The following is a 21,140-nucleotide window of genomic DNA, read 5'->3' on the forward strand; positions in this document are numbered from 1 at the left end:
TTGTTTTATACACTTTAGCAAAGAAAGAGTATTATAATAAAGAAATAATTTATATATTTACCTATTTTCATAGTAAGGAGGGGATCGCTTCATGCATGATCAAGAATTATCGCAAGCTGAGACGAGCAGATTACTGACGTATTTTGATTATTTTCAACATGAACAAACGTTCACGGTTCACAAAAATGGTTATGAGTTTGAGAATGATACGGTTATGGAGTTTCGTGAAGTGCTCACGGATACAGGGTTTTTAATGGTATTTGATTGGATGGAATGGCTCAATAGGCATGAAGTGTATAGAGATATAAATATTGATATTTCTGATCATATTAAGCAAGCTGATATGGAAACCCTTCGCAAACTAATGACAAGCTACATTAGAGGAGATCGGTTTAACGAAGGGTTATTTATCACCGTAATTAAGAAAGGTATCGTAGCTGCTATATTAGAAAGAGTAAAGGGGCTACATGGTTGATTTCTGCTGTCTTGGACGGAACATACCGTAGACGGGGACATGATCGAGTCGAGCTTCTCGCATCAACACGAATCCGAACTTTTCATAGAGAGCCGTATTCGATTTGTTTTCTGTATCTAGCGCCACGCCATGCGACAGTGGGCAAGAATCTACGTCATGTAACAGATGGTGCAGCAGTGCTTTTCCGATTCCTTTGCCTTGTGCTTCTGGTGCGACTCCAATCATAATCAGATAGTGATGGGCGGTACGAGGGGCCATGGAGCGGGTAACTTGCATGTATTTGTTTAACTGTTGAATCTTCCTAATTGGTAAGCGGCAAGCCAAAGAAATGAGTCTTCCAAGCAACTTTACGATGTCCATAGGCTTTATTGTATTGGTCGCAGGCTTCTCTATAATATAGGCCCCAAGCAGTTTCTCATTTTCAAAATAGCCCCATACATCTTCATGAAGCCATTCACTTTTATCAAATAGAAATGAAAAGAAATGAGCCGTATGGCGTCGAGCTTGCTCATTACACTCAGAATGGCCGAATATATGCAGAAAAATGGGATCTTGAGCAAATGCGCTGCTCATAAGCGATACGAAAGAGGCTTTATTTGACTGATTCAGCTTGGATATACGATTAGAAGAGCTCAAGTATCATCACCAACTTTGTGAAATGGTTTGCTGCCATAATGATCGACGGCGAAGCTGAACAGCACTTTGATCATAAATAATATACAGGTCGTTAACATATAGGAATGGAGGTTAGGGAGCAATGGCAACAAGCCGAGTCCAATAGACAAGAGGAGGCCTGCAATGAATAATTGGGATTGCTTTCTGATAAGTGAGTTTACAATAAACGCACCAATAATCGTATACGCCCACACAACGATGGAATGTTCTACATTTACACCAAGCAATAACGCAATAAGTACAATATGAACATGTATGCTTATAAATACGATCCGGTTTGTGCTCCGTGCCGCATAAAAGTTATTAGTCGAGACTGTAAAATTAGCGATACAGCCAGCAAATATATCGAAGATCAGAATACAGGCGAGTATACTGCGCCACAATGGTAACGATTGGATCATTTCGGGAGATCTCCACAGTAATGCCCCTGTTAGCAGTACCCCAAAGAACAGAACAGCGATTATCGATCCTATATGCTGCTTCTCACCAAACACATCATGCAAAAACGGAGGAATACGTAGTTCCTTTTTCATCGAATACACTCCTTATTCTAAAGTTATGTAGTGATTGTATAAGATTACTCTAAAACGATTATAACTGCAAAGCGTCTAAATGCAATAGGTTTTATACTCATATCATTGATATACTCTAAAACTTAAGCTACACTTTTTGTGAGGTGATAGAGATGAACGGCTATGAACGTCGCAAACAGAAGAAAATCGATCAAATTTACCGTGCTTCCTTACCGTTGTTTATGCAATACGGGTTTCAAAAAGTGAGTGTACATGAGATAGCTGAACTTGCTAAAGTATCTCCCGCGACCATATATAATTACTTTGGAACGAAAGAAAAACTTTATATAGATATGTTGATGGATTGGATGGACACGCGATTGGAGCAATGTGAACGCATTCTTGCTTCAGAGCTGTCTTACCCTGAAAAAACAAAGCAAATCATGCTGCTCGAAGCTGAAAGTGTTAAGGTTCTATTTGATGATGCAATAAATCCTTTAGGCACAGAGATGGACGAATGGGGCAGCCAATTGCAGAAGTATAACGTGGACAAAGTGATGCCTTTTTATATGAAGTATATTGAGATGGGCAAGCAGGAGGGTTTTATTAAAAAAGAGATTACGGAAGAGATGAGTATGATGTATTTCACGATGTACAAAAATGAACTGGAAAGATATCAGAATTCAGCTGCGAATCGAGAGCAAGTTGAACAAAATATCGATCAGCTAATAGAGCTATTTTTCTTTGGCCTAATAGGTAGAATGGAACCTACTAACTCGTAGAATGGTCAGGATGGGCAGCGATGCATATTAAATTTGTAGGAGTTTTTATAATTATGATATTTCAAGGGTCATATGATTGTGAAATAGCTTTAAGCCCGTCAATTTTTCTAATTCATAACCAATTGTCATTTTGCCAACAGCTTGAGGACCGAATAGTAGAACAAATTTCATGAGATGCAGCTCCTTGTATAAATTTTTCAAATTATAGCTTGTATTCAAAGATCCAGCAACTATTTTTAAGACACGAAGGAGAAACGATGACACTTACATTAGTTCCGTTACGTATTCCATCAGGGTGGACAACTTTCTACAATGTTTTTAACGAGGTTTATCCAGAGGATTTTACAACAAATGACTATATACATTGCTGGGAGTTTAAAGAGGATATTTTACAATTCCGACATCTGAGCCATCATCGTATTCTTGATTTAGGATGGTATCCTGAATTTGATTGTACTGGAGAATATACTCTTGTATTAGTAGACTCGACGAATGAAGAGCTAGACTGGGGTAATCCGATTTATTGTTTACGGACAAGGGATTATTCGAAGTTAATAGAGATCATAGAGGACTTACTGTTGAAAGTTAGTGAAGGCAGATTGTAATGGATAGCGAGGTGCGCATTGGAGAAAACAAACGTAAGAGCTTGTTTCAGTTTGTATGGTGATGAATTTCCATTGGAATATGTAACAGAAAAAATAGGACTGAAACCATCTATGGGATATAGAAAAGGAGACCTTATATCCGCGAAGCAATCGGACAAACTCGGTATAACTATTCAAAGAAAAGAAACGGCATGGCAGCTTGAAACCAACTATGAAGAATCACTTGATGTCGATAATCAGTTAAGTAAAATCATTGATATACTGCACGGAAAAAGAGAAGTAATCAATGAAATTCGTAAGGATTTTGAATTGGAGTGTCGATTAGATATAGTCATCATAATGGAGAAGGGGTATACGCCAGCATTTTCATTGAATAGAAAAGTGATAGATTTTATCCACTTTATTCAGGCAGAAATCGAAATCGATCTATATGCAAACCCTTATTGAGGAGTAGACCTTAATGAGTAGTCTTTAATCCTGTATGCATCTTAGAGGAGAACAACGATGTAGCATACCTATACAATTCGAGCATTAACACTGGATGAATGTACACGAATCAATGAAATCAATCCCGCTCAATACATCAAAAGAGCTTGGCGGGAAGTAGACGGCAAACGTCAACTAGTCGAAATCGATTACTATGAAAATAGCTGGCCCGATGGATATGAGCATTATCTCGGCAAACTAAAGCAAACGATATTTGATTGCGGCTATGCAGTCGGTGCTTTTGACGAAAGCGGCAAGCTAATTGGCTTTGGTACGGTTAATCGTGAGATGTTTGGCCACAAATACAAGCATATCTTACTGGACTCGCTCTTTATTTCACTAGAGCATCGCAATAAAGGTATCGGTAAAAGGTTGTTTCTCAGTTGTGCTGGCATGGCTCAGAAATGGGGAGCAGACAAGATTTATATTTGTGCGGGTTCGGCTGAGGATACCATCGTCTTTTACTATACATTGGGTTGTAAAGAAGCCGAGGAAATTAAAATGGAGCTTTATGAAAGTGACCCAAGAGATATGCAGCTTGAATATGTAATCTCAGATTAATTCACATCCACGTTCTAGAAAATAGAGTGTGGAGTAACTAAAGCTAAGGAGGGGAATTATCTTGTCTACTCGTTATTTTATAATTACAGGAACCTCGAGAGGGATCGGTGAAACATTAGCAAAGTCTTTACTGGAAGATGGTCATTACGTCTACGGAATATCACGAGGAGAGTCTAAACTTCTATCCGCGTACGATAACTACAGGCATATCGGTTTCAACTTAAGCGAAGTAGATAAGCTCAATGAATTAATATGTTCTATTTTGGAACAAATGGAACATGTACAAGCAGATATGATCTGTTTAATTAACAACGCCGCGATGCTGGAACCTCTTAAGCCAATTGAGCTCTGTACATATGATGAGATCGTATCCAACCTGCAAATTAGTTTAACAGCCCCAATCCTTCTATCTTCTAGCTTTATCAAACATACCACAGGCCTCGAAATAAGAAAGAAAATCATAAATATCTCTTCAGGATCTGCGGTTTATCCTGTGCCTGATATGAGCATCTATTGCACAGCTAAAGCGGGCTTGAACATGTTCACCCAATGTATAGGAGCGGAACAGATGAATCGTAAATATCCTGTTGAAATCGTTGCTATCGATCCAGGGATGGTAGATACGTCTTTGCAGCAAAGTGCAAGAGAACAAGACACTGCACAGTTTTCTTGCGCAGGACTGTTTCAGGAAGCTTATACAAGCGGACAGCTGCAATCTACTGAGTTTGTCGTAAAGCATCTCAAGCAAATTATAGAAGAGAGAGTGGAAGCGGGAAGAACACTCACAGCTATTACGAGTTAGTAAGTGGATAAACTAAACTTTTGGCGCAGTAAACATACATGAACTTATGTGATAAATAATAAACTCCTTCTCACTATAGTGTAGAGAAGGAGTTCTTCGCTTTACTATGAACTTAACATATATACCCCAAAAGTATTAATGTGGGTGTATTTCATAAATCCATGAATATAACTTCAAGTAAACATTTATGTATATGATAATGTTTACTTGTATAAACCCGTGAAATAACTAAAAACCTTATCATTCTTGTGTTCATTTCTCGACCTATATACCCATAAATAGAAAGACCCCGCAGAACGCGGGGAGCCTAGCCTGTCTATGCTTGTTTTACAATCGCGTACACTTATGACTTTGTTATTAAATAAGGAGTTACGGATCTAGCAGTATTAGTGGCGTTATATACAGTAATTGCCCATACAGTATTGGATAATGGATAACTTTCAACGGCATAAGCTTGATGGAATTCACCTATCGCCCACCCTGCACTTACAGGCTTTCTATTGCTATTGCGAATAAACAATCTAATTTCAGCATAATCCGTAGCTGGAATCTCCACATCATTAAAGATATGACGCCGGAATCCCCCTCCTAAATTCTCCGAGCTCCTTTCAGTAGGAGACATAAAGATTACTTTAATCTTCGGAATCTTTTTATTTTTTTGAATAGGAAGTTGAATGTTTTTTGGTTTTGGAAGCAATGGTCTTTTAATTTGTTTTCTTATCATCTCATATCCTCCTTAAGCGTTCTAAGTTAAATAATGAATCTAGTAATTATGCTGCTTGGATGAAATGCCATCCTTGTTTGAATTGTGCGGTCATAACCTTTATGTTAATCCATCCAATATTTTGAAGGTGAAGCGGGTATAGCAGCCAAACTAAATAGGGACCTTCCCTATGTAAAGGGTGGGAGCGGGTGAATTAGCCGACACCTTACTAGCAAAGTTTCATAGAAATATAAGAGAGATGCTAGTAAGGAGAGTAGGAGGCTGCTGCTATGAAAAAAAGTCGTATGATTTCCTCATGTAGAAGAGTTAAACCTTATCCATTACAAAAACGAAAAGCTCTTTATGCGAAAGGGCTGATTATACAAAATAGAATCCGTGCAACTCAGACATTTGCCGATGACGTATTTCGTCTGGTCAATCAGGAGCGTACAAGTAGAGGGCTGAATCCCTTAGTCAAGCTAGAATTTACACTTGCCGACATGGTGTACACTGATTATTTAGGGCATATTGCGACGATTAAAGCAGCAGATATGAGAGACAATAACTATTTTTCACATGACTCTCCAACCTATGGGACGCCTGGAGAGATGTTAATACGTTTTGGTGTGAATTGGACTGCACAAGGCGAAAATATTGCAGCTGGTTACCCAACTCCTCAAGCAGTCATGACGGCATGGATGAACAGTCCTGGTCACCGCGCAAATATTTTAAATCCGAATTTCACTTATTTAGGTGTTGGTTACGTCCCGGGGAACGCTACCAGCACGTATGCTCACTATTGGGTTCAGTTATTTGTAAGGCTGTAGTTTCAGATGTATGAGATGAGGATGTCATTGAAGTCACGATAGTATGCGTAAAAGCCAAAGCACGGGGACTAAAAGGTTCCCCTGCTTTTTTTGGTTATCTCCATCGTTTCCACACAATTGTTATGTACAGTAGGATCAACACGCAAAAGATGGAGGTTTCGAAGATGAAAAATAAACTGAAAATTCTTCTTGCTATCAACGCAATTAGCATCGTTCTGACAGGTTGTTTCGATACAAACAAACACGAAGGTATGGACCATTCTAATATGAATACGCAGGATTCAGAAAAAAACGCTGATGCTGCAAACTCTCCTAAGGTTGTAACGGGTGACGGCAAGCTAACTAAAGCTGCACCTGTCGTGGATGGTAAAGCGTTCACCATTACAGCTCAAAGGAGCCATTTGCAAGTTTCGAAAGACACAACCTTGCCAGTGTGGACGTTTAACAACTCTGTACCAGGTCCAGAAATTCGAGTCAAAGTAGGCGATACGGTAAACATTCACTTGAAAAATGAACTAGAAGAGCCAGTATCGATTCATTGGCATGGATATCCTGTTCCTAATAACATGGATGGTATACCTGGTGTGACGCAGGATGCAGTCGTTGCAGGTAAATCATTTACATATGAATTTAAAGCTAATGTCCCGGGAACCTATTGGTACCACTCTCATCAAGACAGTGTAAATCAAGTCGACAAAGGACTTTACGGCACGCTTATTGTCGAGGATCCGAAAGAAAGGTACGACCGTGACTACACCTTAGTCTTGGATGAATGGATGAGTTCAGGAAGCATGGAGATGGGAAAAGAAGCAGTAGGTGATTCCAATAATGATGGCCATAGCATGGGTAACATGGAGGGAATGGACCACAGCCAAATGGGGCATGGCCAAGCGGAGTCCAATGGTAGCGAAGGCATGGATCACAGTAAAATGAACATGGGCAGCATGGGCGGCCATGATATGAGCATGTATGATGTATATACGATCAATGGCAAATCAGGTGACGCCATTGATAAGCTGGTCGTCAAGGAAGGTGATAAAGTGCGGATTCGCCTCGTCAATGCAGGCTACCTTACGCATACGATGCATCTGCACGGCCATGAATTTAAAGTTATTGCTTCAGATGGACAGCCTGTGAATAGTCCAGCAGTGATTACAGACCAAGGGATTGCCATTGCACCAGGTGAACGCTACGATATCGAATTTACAGCCAATAACCCTGGCAATTGGCTTCTTGAAGAACACGGCTCGGATGACAGAGTGAAAAATATGAGGACGGTTATTGCTTACGAAGGTGCTGCAAACCATACAGACGTATCGAATGCGAAAGAAAAACTGCCGGCATTTGATCTTACCAATTATGGCAAGCAAGCTGAGACGAAGTTCTCTTTGGAGCAGAAATTCGATCAAGATGTTCTGATGGATTTAAATACAGAAATGAAGAACGGCAAGATGGTCTATACGATTAACGGCAAAGTATTTCCTGACACCGATAAAATTAAAGTCGATAAAGGCGAGAAAGTCAAAGTTACGTTCGTAAACAACTCTATGATGGATGATCATCCGATGCATTTGCACGGCCACTTCTTCCAAGTGTTAAGTAAGAATGGCAAGCCGCTTGCAGGAGCGCCTGTCATAAAAGATACGCTTAATGTGAAGCCAGGCGAGGAGTATGTAGTTGCATTCGAGGCGGATAATCCAGGGGATTGGATGTTCCACTGCCATGATCTGCACCACGCAGCTGACGGAATGGTCACGGATGTCATGTATAAAGGATATACAAGCAATTACACACCGGATCCGACTGTTGGCAACAAGCCAGAGTAATGTTTATTTCGTAACATATTTCTAACTCCTAGAGCGACAATCCAAAAGCAATCACTAGAAAGTGTCGGATTGGTTATTTTTCGTGATATAATGGAAGATATTTGATAAGGGAGTGTTTGTATGAATAAAATAGCAAAATTCACTGGCGTATTCGCCCTTGGATTTAGTCTCCTATTAGCAGGCTGCAGCAGTTCAAGCGATTCTAGCAGTGGCAGCTCGAATGCAAACCATAACGTAGGCCATCAACAGCATGCACCAAATGGTGACCTGCAAGAAACTACGGCTTCCTTAGAGAAGCTGCCGGCATTTTTGGACAAACAGCCTGAACTTGTACGTACAGCTTACAAAACAGCAGCTAGTGTAACAGAACAATTGGAATACATACCTTGCTATTGTGGCTGTGGTGACAGTGCGGGGCACAATAACAATTTGAACTGTTTTATCAAAGAAATTAATGAGGATTCTGTTGTATGGGATGATCACGGCACTCGCTGCGGAGTATGTATCGAAACGGCAATCATTACGGCTAAAATGCACAAAGAAGGTTCCTCATTATCAGACATTCGTTCTGAAATTGATAAGAAGTATAAAGAAGGCTATGCGCCACCAACACCAACACCGATGCCTAGTGTATAGTGCGTGCAGAATGGCAAGAACGTAAGTGAAGAAGTATATCCTTTTAATAATTCGACATAGACAATGTAAAACTCCTGAAGGCTTAATAACCAACAGGAGTTTTTGTAAGATTAGTACCTAATATAGATGTGCAAATGAATATTAAAGCATATGCTAAAGTTTTTAGTTGAAAACCCGTTATTTATATTAAAACTTTATCATGATATAGTGATTTTTTATCTTAAAAATGAGTGCTAAACATAGATCGCTGTGCATATCTTCTCTTATTTCTTTCGAGTGAACTCTTTGATGACAGGGTATGTTTTTATCATACTTTTGATCTTGTTCTGGTCTATCAAATGTCCATTCATCACAACAGCATGAATACGAGTTGTGTTGCGAATATCCGTTAATGGATTGGCATCTAAAATAACCAACTCCGCAAGCTTTCCTTCCTCAACTGTACCTTGATTCTCCTCATTGTCTAAGTAACGAGCTGGATTAATCGTAGCAGATTGAAGGGCTTGCAGGGGACTCAATCCCGCTTCCACTAACAGCTGCAATTCCTCATGTAGGCTAAAGCCATAATACAAGTTTGGCATCATGTATGTGGCATCCGAACCAGCCATAATAGGAACTCCTGCCTGATTCATTTTACGGATCAAATCCGAATTAATCTTCACCATTTGATTCAACAACTTCACTTCTCTTTTATTACTTTGAGTTCTTTCCATCCCTGTCAGCCATTGCTTCTGAATAGATGGTGCAACATACTTGATCCGTTGATCAGGAGTTGGCTTATTTACACTTTTCATTGTGACCAGCGTCGGTACTTGGTAGGTCTCGTTTTGTTTGAAAATGTCATACAGCTTTTGTGAATCACGAGCACTGTAATATGCGGCTGCTTTGATTTCATAGTCATAATAGCGCAGATGATCTTTATCTAATAGACCTGTTGCTGCTTCTTTAATAAATTGATCGAAGATTCTTGACTGTTGGGATGCTGTCGCGATGTGCATACCATGTAAATGCTCAAAGCTTTTCATGCCGTCATTTGAAGCTTTATCTGCGCGTATCGTAAGTGGCAGATGACCAGCAGCAGGCAGCTGCTGTTTTTTTGCTTCATCCAATGCAGCAGCGTATAGCTTTTCAGGCATATTGGAGTAGATTTTTACATGATCCACTTTGTACTGTTTCAGAAGTTGGACAGCTTCACGAGTTTCTGCCTCTGTTTTCAAATTAAAATGATGCCCAGGTGCATGTTCATTCGAGAATGTATTGAGTACCTTCCCGGAATAGACAATGCGTGGCATTAATGTACCCTTGTTGTGCATGTTTTGCGTCAATTTCACATGATTCAGACTAGTGCCCATTTCCCTGACGCCTGTTACTCCGTTAGCTAACAAAAGTGGAACCGCACTATCCATAAAATGTTCCATATGAACATGCATATCCCATAGGCCGGGAATGACGTATTTGCCAGAAGCTTTAATGACTCGAGCATTTTCAGGAACATCGATATCTAGTGAATCATCAATACGCGTGATCTTGTTACCTGTAATGACAATGGATTGCTTTGGTGTAAGCTTGCCTGTCTTCACATCCACAACGGTTACGTCTTGAATAATCAGACTGTTTTTTCCTTTTGGGCTAGGGGGATTGAGCAAAGCATAGGTTGTTTGCGCGAGCAGCCCGGATAGTATGATGACGATTAACATCATAATACTGTTTTTGCATACTAGATTTTTGTACAAAAAGATACACCCTTTCTGATTGCTGATATGGCTGCATGCCAATCAGTCGCTTCGTGGTTACAGGGTGAATATACAATCATATCCGTCATATGACATAGTGACGAGCTGTCATGAGATTCTATTACACGTAATTTAATACGCTGTTACATGTTTCATTTCGGTAAATAGGGTTATCGATACATCAAGGAAAATGAAGTCTTATTTATAATCATGCTTTCATGCTTGTCTGCAATCCTGACATTTGATTATACTTATATAGCATAGTTATGCTCGGTATGATCTATAGCTTACAGCTTGTCGTTCGTGGGCATAATAATCGTTATTGAATTCCTAGGGAGTGTGCAAAATGATCAATCAAATTGGACAAATTATGCTGTATGTGAACGATCAAGATCAAGCAGTGAAGTTTTGGACCGAAAAGGCAGGATTTATCGTCGTTTCGGAAGAGAGTCAAGGTCCAATGCGTTGGATTGAAGTCGCACCGTCGCAAGGAGGGCTAACGAGCTTCGTTCTTCATAACAAGCAGTTGATCGCTGAAATGCAGCCTGATATGAACTTAGGCACTCCTTCCATCATGCTATTTACCGATGATTTAGATGGATTGTACAGTAGCTTTAAAGAAAATGGGGTTACCGTTGGTGATGTTGTAAGCTTGCCTGGTGGGCGTGTATTCAACTTTGCTGATGACGAGAACAGCTATTTCGCTGTTATGGAAAAGAAGTAATTTGAAGTTTATTAGACGGAAACGTCATCACGTTGTGTGGTGACGTTTTTTTGATGTGAGCAGGTGTGGTAAGCTATATGTAAATATTGAATATATGAGAGAATAATAATAGATTGGTTTATCTTATTTTGGTTATTAGGCTAGCAATATAAAATAATTAGTAGACTGGTCATTTGTATACAGGATGGAGAATAGGGAGAGTGGAACGAATGCCTACGATACTAGTTGCTGATGACGATGCGAACATTCGTGAGCTGGTCTGTTTATTTCTACGTAATGACGGGTTCGACATAGCTGAAGCCGTGGATGGAAAGGAAGCACTAGCTATTTATTCATCAAGGCAAATTGACCTTGTCATACTTGATATTATGATGCCCCTTATGGATGGCTGGGCGTTATGCAAGGAGCTGCGAAGAGCCAATCCGGATCTCCCGTTACTTATGCTGACTGCTAGAGGCGAGACCTGGGAGAAGGTGAAAGGATTCGAGCTTGGGACGGATGATTATTTGACGAAACCGTTTGATCCGTTGGAAATGATGGCTCGCGTTAAGGCACTGCTGAAACGATACAAGATTGGCTCTATGCAGATCATTCGCTTCGGCAGCGTCATACTTGATCGGCGGAGCTTTAAAGTGTTGATAGGGGAAGATACGCTCACACTGCCGCTCAAAGAGTTCGAATTACTGTATAAGTTAGCTGGAACACCTGGACAAGTCTATACACGCGAGCAGTTGATCGAGCAAATTTGGGGTATCGATTATGCTGGAGATGAACGAACGATTGATGTACATATTAAACGCCTGCGCGATCGTTTTGCGAATACACATGATTTTCGTATCGAGACGATGCGTGGGCTTGGCTATCGGCTTGAGGTGGGTGAATGATACGCTCCCTATATCCACGGGTTGTTCTAACCTTTCTTGTCTCGGTGATCGGGGGGACGATCATTGCTTTTTTAGTAGCAACTTGGGCTTTTGAAGATGAGTTGAACGACAACTTGCAAGTAACGTTAGACGACTTCGGCCAAGATATCGTCCGAATCTATGAGGCATTTCCATTGCAAGACGCAGATTCGTTTGTAAGCGGAATGAAGCAGCTCAATTCTTATTATTTGCGAATGTACAATGAATTAGGTCATCTTCAGATTTATGGGGCGATTGATGGGCATGAGCCTCTTCATGTGACCAATGAACAAATAAAAAAAGTATTAGACGGTGAAGTTGTTCGAGTCAAGACGAATGGGATTAATCCTATACTTTTAGGATTACCGGTAAAAACAGAAGTGGGTACGAAAGCTATGTTTCTGGAGCGACGCTCACCATCTTCAACTTCATTTCTTCGTATATGGACGTATCATTTTATGATATATTCGTTGGTCGGAGGAAGTTTGGTGATTCTGGTATCCGCTATATTCGTGGTCAGACCGATTAAGAAATTAACGCAAGCGACTAGGCGTATAGCAGGTGGAGATTTCAACGTCAAATTGAATATTAAACAACAAGGAGAACTAGGAACGCTGGCTCGGAGCTTTGAAGAAATGATGCATAATCTCCAGCAGCTTGAGCAGATGCGTAGGGAATTTGTAACGAACGTATCGCACGAAGTTCAGTCGCCGCTTACTTCGATATCTGGCTATGCGGTAGCGCTCAAGCAAGTACACCTCACAGATCATGAGCGAAGTCGTTATCTTGATATTATTATTGCAGAAGCAGCTCGCATGTCCAACATGAGCGATAGCCTGCTCAAGCTGAGTATGCTTGAATCGCAGTCACAGCCACTACAGATGACTACATTTAATCTTGATGAACAGATGAGGAGAGCTATCATCGCTATTCAGCCCCAATGGACAGCTCGAAGTATCCGTTTCGAGCTAGATTTGGAGTCCGTTCGCTTAGTGGCTGATCCTGATCTATTAAACCAAGTATGGACAAATATCATCGGTAATAGTATTAAGTTTTCTAAGGATGGTGGTGCAATTAGTATCAGCATCAAACAAGATAGTAAGGTTGTAATTATCCAAATAACCGACACGGGGATTGGTATTCCTTTAGAGGACCAAAAGCGAATCTTTGATCGGTTTTTTAAGGCAGATCGATCCCATAGTCGCAAATATGAAGGCAGTGGACTGGGGCTCGCCATCGTTAAGCAGATCGTATCGCTTCATCAAGGCGATCTGCGAGTGGAAAGTGAGCCAGGTCAAGGAACGACCGTCATTGTTACATTACCACTAACAACGCCCACAGCGTAGATGGATTCATAATATGATATTCAATTTATCTACCGCATACACGTATACTCGATGCTACAGCAGCATGTGCAAGCTTCCTCCTTGCATATGACGCTGTAGCATTTTTTTTTTGCCAGTTCATACTCCGTTCATATTGCGGTCATAGGGAGTACATCTTCCGCATGTAAGCTGTCCCTAACGACTTGTAAAGTCAGCCAAATGTGGACAGGAGAGATGAGAGTGGAGATAAAAGAGGAGCTACTAAATAAGAGGACGAGCAGGGGTTGGAATAAACCGATTGTCATTCTTCTTAGAACAATAGGGATTTTAGCGGCAGTGATCGTACTTTTTCTTGCCATTGTGTTCACCGTGGATGTCATAAGCAGTAAATCAGAGCAACGAAAAATAGAATCCTATGGACAGTTGGTGACTGTAGACGGGAAACAGATGAATGTGCTAATTGAAGGAGAAGGGGAAGAAACAATCGTGCTCCTGCCTGGTTATGGTACAGCATCACCAGCACTTGATTTTAAGCTCTTAATAGAAGAGTTATCGCCATTTTACAAAATAGTGGTGATTGAGCCTTTTGGTTATGGTTTAAGCGATGGAACCGAAAAAGAACGTACCACAGACCATATTGTAAGTGAAATCCATGAAGCGCTGCAGCAGCTGAATATGGAGCAGTACATCCTTATGGGTCATTCCATTGCAGGCATTTACGGGCTCGATTATGTTCACAAATATCCGAATGAAGTGCGTGCATTTGTCGGGATTGATACGAGTGTTCCGACACAACCTGGTATGGATGTTACATTCCCATTAAAAACGTTTAGTTTCCTCAAGCATTCTGGTCTCCTAAGATTGATGATGAATGTAAGTGGTGACGCTTATGATGGACTGCCATTTCATGATCAAACAAAAGAACAGATGCGAATGATTTCATTAAAAAACGCGTACGAAGCTACTATTTTAAACGAATTAAAGCATCTTTCTACTAATTTTAAGGAGGCGCAGTCGTTAACGTTTCCTAAAGATCTTCCTCTCTTATTATTTATTCAAGGGAATAATCCGCCTGTAGAAGGTTGGCTCCCTTTGCACGAAGAGCAGATCAAAGATGCTGTACATGGGAAAGTGATTCCCTTAGACGGCGGTCATTATTTGCATCATACGCAATCCAAAGAAATTGCTAAGCAGTTTAGGGCTTTTATGAACGAAATAAAATAAGAAATATCCAATGGTCAATAAACATATATTGCAAATGAATCGTTCAAATGAAAATGGAAAAGAGGTAACGGGCATGAGGATCACAAAAGAGGTAAAAAAAAGATTACATAATGTCCTAATCGTGCTATTCGTTCTAATTTTGTTTCCATTCCATGTAATAGGAGCAGCTAGTGCAAATGAGCAGCCAGTCGAGACTGCGGTCACACCGAGTAGTGAGGTTATTGCCCAATGGAATTTTACCAGCGCAGGAACACAAGGAATTATTCCAGCTTCATCTGGTGTGAATCAGCAAAGTGCTACCATTCGTGCAATCGGTGGTCCATATTTCGAGGCGCTTGTGTCAACGGACAATAGTATCAAATATCAAGGCTGGCATAATGGAGCTAATACGAAATACTGGCTGGCTACGTTATCAACGAAAAATTATGAGAATATTACTTTATCCTCTCAACAAACTTCAACAGGAACAGGCCCTCGGGATTTTAAGGTTCAAATTAGTGCAGATAATCAATCATGGACGGATATACCAAATGGTGCGCTTACGTTAATTACGAGCAACTTTAACTGCACGAACTGTAAACTTCAGGATATTCCACTTAACGCAAGCAATCAAGATGTATTGTATATTCGCTGGCTCGTTACTTCTACTAAAGCAACGAATTCAAGTAATGCTGCGGTTGGGCCTTATGGTTCAAGCTTATTTAAAGATGTTATTGTAAAAGGAACTCCCATCTCAGGCACAAATCCGGGTACTCCACCAGTTCCCCCAAAATTAATTAATATGACCTTTAACGGAGACCCGAAAACAAGCTTAGCCTTCGCCTGGTATACCGATGTAATGACAGATACGGTCGTTCAAGTCGTTCAGGCTTCAGCAGTACAGGGCGGTGTGTTTCCAGAGAATGGAGTGATTACCTATCAAGGCAGCTCTGAAAAAATTGGAACTTACGTGGTCAAGGGAGACAGAGCTACTCAAAAGAAAACGTATTATTATGCTCATAAAGCGATTGCGAATAACCTGACTCCAGGAACAGCTTACAAATTCCGAGTAGGTAATGGAGCTCCGAACAGTTGGAGTCAGATCGGTTCCTTCACAACCGATGCGGCAGGGAATCAGCCCTATCATTTTATTGCCGGATCTGATTCTCAAGCATCAAGTCGGTCAGGTTTTGAACCTTGGGCAGATACGTTCAAAAAAGCGAAAATACAAATTGGCGACCCTAAATTCCTTATTAATGTTGGTGATTTGGTAGACAACGGGGATTTGGAGGAGCAATGGCAATGGATGCTCGGTCTAGCCCAAAATGAACTTACAACTGTACCATTCGTTCCTGTTCTTGGTGGTCATGAGGTTCAAGATTATACTGGAGATGAGACAACACCGAATAATAACTTCTATAATCATTTTAACTTGCCTAAACAAGTGGTTGCCGGTACCGAAGATGGTTCCGTTTACTCTTTTGAATATGGTAATGCACTGTATATCATTTTCAACTCTCAGTACGAAGGAGGGCTTGCGAGTAATGGAAGCGTGCAGTGGGTAGATCAACAATATTTGGACCAAGTAAAATGGATGAAAAATGTCGTGGCCAAAAGTAATATGAAGTGGAAATTCGTTGCGCTGCATAAAGCTCCTTACGGTGCAGGAGATAACTCAGGAAAATGGGAAGATAAACGAATTCAATTTTATAAAAAGCATCTTGTTCCTGCCTTTGATGAGATGGGAATAGATATGGTGTTTGAAGCTCACGATCATATGTACATGAGATCATTCCAAATGTACAATGATCAAGTTGTGCCAGCCTCACAAATTACGCTGGACAGTGAAGGGAATGCAATCAATCCTAAGGGTACCATTTATCTGATGTCTAATGCATTCGGTAATAAATTTTATACGAAATATCCTGGCTATAACGATTATTTTGCAGCTAAAAATCTACAGCCTTTTAAGAAAATGTTTACCGATGTTTATGTATCTGATCAAGTGCTGAAATTTACAGCCTATACAGCAGCAATAGCTGATGAAGGATCAGGTAACAATGGAGTAAGGGCTTATGATCAGTATGGGATCAGGAGAACCGATGTTAAGCCAGGGATCGTCACGAATGCTAGTGTTGTACGAAATGGTAACAAAGCAGTGATTTCATGGAGCCCACCTGCAGGAAGTACAGAACCTGTAAGAGGTTTTAGACTATATGAGAAAAATGATAAGGTGTCCACACACTGGAGTGAATATATTCCGGTCGTGGCAGGTAAAACACAATACAGCTTTACTGTAAACAATATTAATTCAACGATGAATTATGAATTCGTCATCAAAGCGGTTGGTACGAGATTAAATTCCGACCCTGTCGAAGTTAGTACGAGTAATTAACTAGCTTTATACGATACTGCCCTATGATGTCACTATTGACTTATAGGGCAGCATTTTTTTGTGCGGGTATTTTGATGGAAACTAAAATGAAGTAAGAATACCAATGGCTTTGAATACGATGAATGGCATAGGTTCAACGAGCAAAATGGTACTCACGGTGACGATTATAAGCTTGTTGATCAGGGGGATTATTCAACTGTTATATTTCCTGATGATGTTTTCATTTGTACGGAATAGGTTCCATCTCCCGTTTGACCCTCTGTTTTTTGATTCGTAAATGTATGATTATCTAGCGAAAAAGCAATGGATCGCCTCCGGCTGCTAGTTTGAAGGTGCCAGCTTGCATCGGAATCTGTTGTTTTTAGTTTCAGTAGGACATTCCCACTGGTTGCATTTATATCAATATGATTTTTTATTTCTGAGAAATCCATCGTAATATTGCCGCTTTTCCCTCTGACCTCAAGTAGTTCTGCGTTCGTATCCTGAATATTGACTTGTCCTGAAGAACCATTGATGATGACTCTTCCTTCGTATTGAGAAGGTATTTGAACGAAGAGTTCGGGCTTCTCTCTAAGGTTTAACATTCGCCTAATATCACTTTTCAAGGATATATTGAGTTTACGCTTACTTTTGTGGAGTTTGATTCCTGGACCGTCATCGGAAGCAATGAACGAGGCCTTAAGATCCTCAGCTTCATAAGAACTTACATGAAGTGCTGTACTTCCATGATTGATATAAATCGTGTGAATATCCTTCAGCGCAACCATTTGTGTCTCCTCATTTTCAACAGAAGAACACGCACTAATCAATAACAACATGCTAACCAATAGGGAGAATCTATACCGTTTTTTCAAAGGATCACCTCAGCTATATATGATTTGACATTATAGCTGTTGACGCAGCGTCAACTTCAAGCTCTAAATTATTTCTTTATTAAATCAAAATTAGACCTTGAAACTGACGTTACGTCATTTATTATAATAAATTTTGTTACTATACTTTGGATGCAAATGTAATTAAAGAATTAAAGAGGGTGTGAAGCATGAAAAAAGATGACATGATTATATACGGATGCGTAATCATTGGCGCAGGAATCGGCCTTTTGATTGACAACCCACTACCAGCCGTATGCATTGGCCTTGGAGTAGGTTATTTAATTAAATGTACAATATTTGAAAAGTGATTGGTGAAACGGAGGCACTTATACAATGATTCATATTAATGAAGTATCGAATCTAACAAATACTACGGCCAGAACGCTCCGTTATTATGATCAAATTGGATTGCTGGCATCTTCCGCTAAAACGCAAGGTGGTCATAGGCTGTATACCGAAGAAGATCTTCAAAAGCTGCAGCAGATCCAATTTTATAAAAGCATGGGTTATCGAATCTCAGACATTAAAGAGATACTGACTCAGCCGGAATGGAACTGGAACGCCGGTTTAGTCAAACAGTTAACTTATATAATGGACGAACAAGCAAGATTAAAAGAAATGGAGCAGACGATACGGACCTTAGTAAGTGGCTTTGCGGTTGAGGAGGGTAATCAGGAAGGGGCAATCCAGAAGCTGATCAAGTTAATGATGCAGGACAAGAAAAGACGTGAGCATTTCAAAAAAGCCAGATTCAACGATGAAGAGCTTGAATCATGGAGAAACCTTCCAAATATGAATGCTGGAACTCCTGAATCCATGGAGTGGATAGGGCTTATTGGCTTACTTACCAAATACCATACATGTAAGGAATCCTCATCCGAATGTGTTCAGAATGTGATAAGAAGAATGCTAGAAAAACAAAAAGAAGAATTTGAAAATGAAGACGAGTTCATTAATAAACTGTGGGAAGTGAGAAAATGTCCAGATTCTTCTGAACAACTTGGTCTGTATCCCATTCAGCCGGAGGTTCTGGAATATATGGAGCGTGCATACGAGATTTTTATATCCAGTGCTGTAGACAGTGACAGAGGCACTCAACTAGGTGAGGGAACATGAATACCGAGCTGTTATTGATGATTGGCGGTTTGTCTCTTTTGGATACGCTAAGTCCTGCCATATTAGGTGTAACCGTTTACTTGCTGCTAACTGAGAAAGAGAAATTAGGTTCAAGACTACTCATTTATTTAATAACCGTGATCGGATTTTATTTTAGCGTTGGTGTGGCTCTTAAGATTGGATTTGGATTCTTTTTTGAAGTGTTTTCTTCGTTCTTACACAATCGTGTAATCAGCTGGTTCTTGTTTATTGTAGGGGTGATCTTCTTTGTTTGGAGCTTCTATATTCCCAAGAGCCAAAAATCACGAATAACAAACCCAAAGTCTAAACGCATATCTGCTATGGTAGCATTAGGAGTCACAACATCACTTGTAGAGGTCGGGACAGCATTTCCTTATTTTACGGCAATTGCGCTTATGACGAATGCAGGAGTAGTCTGGTATCAGTGGTTTCCGGTGTTAATAACGTATAATGTAGTCATGGTGCTCCCGGCATTGATTTTGTACTTGTTATATATACTTTTGGGGCGAACCATGCAAAAGCCATTAACATACATGCAGAAACAGTTTTCTAAAAATACTAGTTCTGTCGCTTCGTGGATTATGTGCATTGTAGGAGTGCTGTTAATGCTATATAGCGCAGATTATTTGTAATGGATTGTGAATTGGGGAAAAGATAGATGCATTAGAGCGCGTGTATAGTGTGTGTAAATTTATGAGCAAGTATCTGTAAATGAACTATTGACGTATGTTGATGCTATTATTGGGCCATTCTAATTACTAGAGCAGCCCAATATATAGGAAATGAGAGTAAGCGTTTTCAAATAAATAATTATGTAAACGTAATTCAAAACAGACCGTTTCAAAGTAGACATATAGACAATTCGCAAATATGGTGAGTCTTAGTAAGCAGCTTAATGATAATTAGTCTGAAAAATGGCTTTATATGAAGCGAATTCAGATTAAAGCCCAGTCAGTCAGATCAAAATGAAATGATGAACACAGTAAGTATCTAGAATCAGCCAATGTGTGCAGCACGAATAAAGCATTAGAGTTAATTTATAATAAGTGCACGTATGATACGTTACAAACACAAAATTAAATGGATACTGGAACAGAACGTAGAAAAAATCTAAAGCAGCTAGCATGAATGAAAGATAAAAGATGTTATGGTAAACAACATATAAAATAATAATGGATATGCACATAAACGGAAAATGTGGCTAAAATAGAGCCAATTTAAGAAGAACTACTTTTTAACTTTAATACTATTACACAAAACCCGTATTTTGTACATATGTCTATAAAACTAAAATAAGCTATATTACTACAGCCTTGTGTCCAACCATGTCGGATGACAAGAAGTTGATGACATTCCTGTGTAATCTCATTTTAATAACGCACAGTAACTTTATTGTTTGTATTCACTTAAGTTCTTATGCTACTGGTCAGTAGTTTGTAATCACATTATGTTAAATCAAACTTGACCCCTAATTAATTGAATCTTATATATGTTCATACCTCCATAAACAATATTTTATATAGTTCTTTATCTCATCACATTGTGAGTAAATTACTGATTCAAATGTGATGAGTGACTGCATAACAAATAACCTACCTTCGGAAGTTATCCAACGAAATAAGTAGGTTTAAGAGGATTAATATATTAGATTCGCTTTGGATCGGCTACACTTAGTTGGACAGAAAAAATAAGGGCTAGTAGAATAAGAGCAATATAACAAGGAGCGGATCTACTATGCCAAGACAAAGACGTACATTTACTGCTGAATTTAAGAGACAGATGGTTCAGTTATACGAAAATGGAAAAGCAAGAGCAGCTATTGCAGATGAGTACGAACTAAGTGCTTCTGTACTAGATCGCTGGATTAAGCAATACCAGCAGTCAGGATCATTCTCAGAGAAAGACAATCGGTCTACTGAAGAGAATGAACTTATTGCATTACGTAAAGAAAATGAA

General features: G+C 39.8%; 22 protein-coding genes and 1 pseudogene. 17 read left to right on the forward strand and 6 right to left on the reverse strand.

Annotated elements, in window-relative coordinates; all coding sequences use genetic code 11:
• The first annotated feature begins 91 nt into the window (after positions 1–91).
• Entirely contained in the window at positions 92–475 is a 384-nt protein-coding gene (locus H580_RS0113585; protein WP_028595285.1) for a DUF6508 domain-containing protein, read from the forward strand.
• On the opposite strand, the gene H580_RS0113590 is transcribed toward H580_RS0113585, so the two are convergent.
• On the reverse strand, positions 464–1,111 hold the full coding sequence (locus H580_RS0113590) for a GNAT family N-acetyltransferase (RefSeq protein ID WP_028595286.1): 648 nt from the start codon (positions 1,109–1,111) through the stop codon (positions 464–466). The genes H580_RS0113585 and H580_RS0113590 overlap by 12 nt on opposite strands.
• Entirely contained in the window at positions 1,108–1,683 is a 576-nt protein-coding gene (locus H580_RS0113595) for a hypothetical protein (protein ID WP_028595287.1), read from the reverse strand. The genes H580_RS0113590 and H580_RS0113595 overlap by 4 nt, the downstream gene beginning before the upstream one ends.
• A gap of 152 nt (positions 1,684–1,835) precedes the next feature.
• Between H580_RS0113595 and H580_RS0113600 the strand changes: the two genes are divergently transcribed.
• A complete protein-coding gene (locus H580_RS0113600; protein ID WP_028595288.1) occupies positions 1,836–2,444 on the forward strand; it encodes a TetR/AcrR family transcriptional regulator in 609 nt (202 codons plus the stop codon).
• Positions 2,445–2,501: 57 nt separating this feature from the next.
• Here the strand turns inward: H580_RS0113600 and H580_RS26675 are convergent.
• Positions 2,502–2,615: pseudogene (locus H580_RS26675) on the reverse strand (shikimate kinase); the annotation flags it as partial.
• An 86-nt stretch (positions 2,616–2,701) separates the two neighbouring features.
• On the opposite strand from H580_RS26675, the gene H580_RS0113610 reads away from it, so the two are divergent.
• The 4 genes from H580_RS0113610 to H580_RS0113625 all read left to right on the forward strand — a co-directional run bounded on the left by H580_RS0113610 (position 2,702) and on the right by H580_RS0113625 (position 4,898).
• Positions 2,702–3,049, forward strand: a complete 348-nt coding sequence (locus H580_RS0113610) for a hypothetical protein (protein ID WP_028595289.1) — start codon at positions 2,702–2,704, stop codon at positions 3,047–3,049.
• A gap of 18 nt (positions 3,050–3,067) precedes the next feature.
• Positions 3,068–3,496 carry a DUF4279 domain-containing protein gene (locus H580_RS0113615; RefSeq protein WP_028595290.1) on the forward strand — a complete coding sequence of 143 codons (429 nt, stop codon included), beginning with the start codon at positions 3,068–3,070 and terminating at the stop codon, positions 3,494–3,496.
• A 183-nt stretch (positions 3,497–3,679) separates the two neighbouring features.
• Positions 3,680–4,096 carry a GNAT family N-acetyltransferase gene (locus H580_RS0113620; RefSeq protein ID WP_245583566.1) on the forward strand — a complete coding sequence of 139 codons (417 nt, stop codon included), beginning with the start codon at positions 3,680–3,682 and terminating at the stop codon, positions 4,094–4,096.
• Between the two features lie 61 nt (positions 4,097–4,157).
• Entirely contained in the window at positions 4,158–4,898 is a 741-nt protein-coding gene (locus H580_RS0113625) for an SDR family NAD(P)-dependent oxidoreductase (protein ID WP_028595292.1), read from the forward strand.
• Positions 4,899–5,241: 343 nt separating this feature from the next.
• Here the strand turns inward: H580_RS0113625 and H580_RS0113630 are convergent, their stop codons facing one another.
• Positions 5,242–5,622 carry a hypothetical protein gene (locus H580_RS0113630; RefSeq protein ID WP_028595293.1) on the reverse strand — a complete coding sequence of 127 codons (381 nt, stop codon included), beginning with the start codon at positions 5,620–5,622 and terminating at the stop codon, positions 5,242–5,244.
• Between the two features lie 269 nt (positions 5,623–5,891).
• On the opposite strand from H580_RS0113630, the gene H580_RS24235 reads away from it, so the two are divergent.
• The 3 genes from H580_RS24235 to H580_RS0113645 all read left to right on the forward strand — a co-directional run bounded on the left by H580_RS24235 (position 5,892) and on the right by H580_RS0113645 (position 8,890).
• On the forward strand, positions 5,892–6,428 hold the full coding sequence (locus tag H580_RS24235) for a CAP domain-containing protein (protein WP_051217456.1): 537 nt from the start codon (positions 5,892–5,894) through the stop codon (positions 6,426–6,428).
• A gap of 164 nt (positions 6,429–6,592) precedes the next feature.
• Complete coding sequence (locus tag H580_RS0113640; RefSeq protein ID WP_028595294.1) at positions 6,593–8,254, forward strand: multicopper oxidase family protein; 1,662 nt, start codon at positions 6,593–6,595, stop codon at positions 8,252–8,254.
• Between the two features lie 120 nt (positions 8,255–8,374).
• A complete protein-coding gene (locus H580_RS0113645) occupies positions 8,375–8,890 on the forward strand; it encodes a PCYCGC motif-containing (lipo)protein (protein WP_028595295.1) in 516 nt (171 codons plus the stop codon).
• Positions 8,891–9,153: 263 nt separating this feature from the next.
• Here H580_RS0113645 and H580_RS0113650 read toward each other — a convergent pair whose 3' ends face one another.
• Entirely contained in the window at positions 9,154–10,623 is a 1,470-nt protein-coding gene (locus H580_RS0113650) for an amidohydrolase family protein (RefSeq protein ID WP_028595296.1), read from the reverse strand.
• 346 nt (positions 10,624–10,969) lie between these two features.
• Here H580_RS0113650 and H580_RS0113655 point away from each other — a divergent pair, with 346 nt between their 5' ends.
• The 5 genes from H580_RS0113655 (at position 10,970) to H580_RS24240 (ending at position 17,172) form a co-directional block, all read left to right on the forward strand.
• Positions 10,970–11,347: a VOC family protein gene (locus H580_RS0113655; protein ID WP_028595297.1), complete on the forward strand. Its 378-nt coding sequence runs from the start codon at positions 10,970–10,972 to the stop codon at positions 11,345–11,347.
• A gap of 209 nt (positions 11,348–11,556) precedes the next feature.
• Positions 11,557–12,231: a response regulator transcription factor gene (locus H580_RS0113660; protein WP_028595298.1), complete on the forward strand. Its 675-nt coding sequence runs from the start codon at positions 11,557–11,559 to the stop codon at positions 12,229–12,231.
• The gene (locus H580_RS0113665) at positions 12,228–13,595 is read left to right on the forward strand and encodes a sensor histidine kinase (protein ID WP_028595299.1); all 1,368 of its coding nucleotides are present in this window, start codon (positions 12,228–12,230) and stop codon (positions 13,593–13,595) included. Before H580_RS0113660 ends, H580_RS0113665 begins: the two co-directional genes overlap by 4 nt.
• 213 nt (positions 13,596–13,808) lie before the next feature.
• Positions 13,809–14,798, forward strand: a complete 990-nt coding sequence (locus tag H580_RS0113670) for an alpha/beta fold hydrolase (RefSeq protein WP_028595300.1) — start codon at positions 13,809–13,811, stop codon at positions 14,796–14,798.
• A 73-nt stretch (positions 14,799–14,871) separates the two neighbouring features.
• Entirely contained in the window at positions 14,872–17,172 is a 2,301-nt protein-coding gene (locus tag H580_RS24240; protein ID WP_051217457.1) for a metallophosphoesterase, read from the forward strand.
• Between the two features lie 188 nt (positions 17,173–17,360).
• On the opposite strand, the gene H580_RS0113680 is transcribed toward H580_RS24240, so the two are convergent.
• A complete protein-coding gene (locus H580_RS0113680) occupies positions 17,361–17,939 on the reverse strand; it encodes a DUF4097 family beta strand repeat-containing protein (protein WP_051217458.1) in 579 nt (192 codons plus the stop codon).
• A 441-nt stretch (positions 17,940–18,380) separates the two neighbouring features.
• Here H580_RS0113680 and H580_RS0113690 point away from each other — a divergent pair, with 441 nt between their 5' ends.
• The 3 genes from H580_RS0113690 to H580_RS0113700 form a co-directional block, all read left to right on the forward strand.
• On the forward strand, positions 18,381–19,163 hold the full coding sequence (locus H580_RS0113690) for a MerR family transcriptional regulator (RefSeq protein ID WP_028595303.1): 783 nt from the start codon (positions 18,381–18,383) through the stop codon (positions 19,161–19,163).
• A complete protein-coding gene (locus H580_RS0113695) occupies positions 19,160–19,816 on the forward strand; it encodes a GAP family protein (protein ID WP_028595304.1) in 657 nt (218 codons plus the stop codon). Before H580_RS0113690 ends, H580_RS0113695 begins: the two co-directional genes overlap by 4 nt.
• Before the next feature lie 1,102 nt (positions 19,817–20,918).
• On the forward strand, positions 20,919–21,140 hold a 222-nt coding region (locus H580_RS0113700; protein ID WP_028595305.1), incomplete at its 3' end, for an IS3 family transposase.

This window comes from Paenibacillus assamensis DSM 18201 (assembly GCF_000422445.1).
Lineage (GTDB): Bacteria > Bacillota > Bacilli > Paenibacillales > Paenibacillaceae > Paenibacillus_B > Paenibacillus_B assamensis.